General features: G+C 73.7%; 1 protein-coding gene. It reads right to left on the bottom strand.

Annotated features, from left to right (window positions below; genetic code table 11):
- Positions 1–15: 15 nt before the first annotated feature.
- On the bottom strand, positions 16–1,376 hold a 1,361-nt coding region (locus tag CA983_RS43680), incomplete at its 5' end, for a carboxylesterase/lipase family protein (RefSeq protein ID WP_086606113.1).

Below are 1,376 nucleotides of genomic sequence, written 5' to 3'. Positions count from 1 at the left end.
CCCCCCACCTCACCATCACCCCCGCCACCTGGACCGCCTTCCTATCCGCACTGGCTCCGCAGGAGTGACCGCGGCGGCGTCGGTCGCCCACAGGGCGAGTTCGCGGTCCCGGGGCCCGTACGCCGTGTAGGCCACGCCGTTCTCGGCGTCCGGTGCGCGGTCTCCGAAGACGCGCACCGGGTGGGCCGCGTCCCAGCGTTCCCAGCCCGGGTCGCCGTCCGTGGCGAAGCGCACCCACGCGGCGTGCATCTCGTCGGCCAGTTCCTGCGGGGCGCCCTCCCCGGCCAGTTTGCGGGACTCGGGGGCATCGCCCGTGTCGAAGACGAAGCCGAGCTCCAGCGCGTGGCAGGAACCGAGGTCGGGGAGGTTCGAGGGCCAGGCGAACTCGTAGACGTACGACGGTTCGGTACGGGCGTCGGCCAGGTGGTGCAGGGGGATGCGCAGGAGGTGGTCGGTGACCAGCTGGCCGACGATTTCCGCCGTACTCGCCTCGGGGTGCAGGGCGCGGTAGCCGCGCGGGACCTCGCTGCCGCAGTGGCAGCGGGCCATGGCTCCCGCGAAGGCGACGGCCCCGAGGCGGTCGACGCGCTCCAGGAGGCCGCCCGGGACCAGCCACAGCCGGTACTCGTCGCGGGTCCAGCCCATCATCAGCTCGACACCGGCGGCGGCGCCGCCCTCGGTGAGGGCCTCCAGGGGATTGCGCGGGACGGTGTCGCCGTCGATGACGATGCCGAAGGCGGGGCCGCCGACCACCGGGCTGCTGAGCTTGCCCACCTCGGCCTGGGTGTGCAGCAGCAGGTCGCGGTCGACGGCGGCGAAGGCCTCGGCGGTGGCGGGGATCTTCAGCCGGGAGGCCATACGGCGCACCATCCGCCGTACCTTGGCCCGCTCGGACGCCTCGGGCGGTCCGCTCTGGAGGACCGCCCGCCGGACCAGCCCCTGCGTCTGCGGGGCGGCGATGAGGGCGCCGATGCTGATCGCCCCGGCGGACTGGCCGAAGAGGGTGATGCGGCCGGGGTCGCCGCCGAAGGCCTCGATGGCCTCGTGCACCCAGGTCAGGGCGGCGATCTGGTCGCGCAGGCCGGGGTTCGGGGGTGTGTCCGGGAACAGGCCGTAGCCCTCCACGCCCAGTCGGTAGTTGACCGAGACGCACACCACGCCGTCACGGGCGAAGGCATGGCCGTCGTAGACGGGGACGGCGGACGAGCCCCTGGTCAGGGCGCCGCCGTGCAGCCAGACGAGAACGGGGAGGCGGGCTCCGGGGTCCGGCTGCGGCGTCCAGATGTTGAGGTTGAGGCAGTCGTCGCCCGGCACGACCGGGTCGGAGAGGTAGTGCGCGAAGGCCTCGGAGTATGGGGGTTTCGGCGGTGTGGGGC

It is taken from the genome of Streptomyces swartbergensis, from assembly GCF_002148965.1.
GTDB classification, from domain to species: domain Bacteria; phylum Actinomycetota; class Actinomycetes; order Streptomycetales; family Streptomycetaceae; genus Streptomyces; species Streptomyces swartbergensis.
Note: the sequence above shows the minus strand (reverse complement) of the source record. Positions and strands in the feature narration are given on the sequence as shown.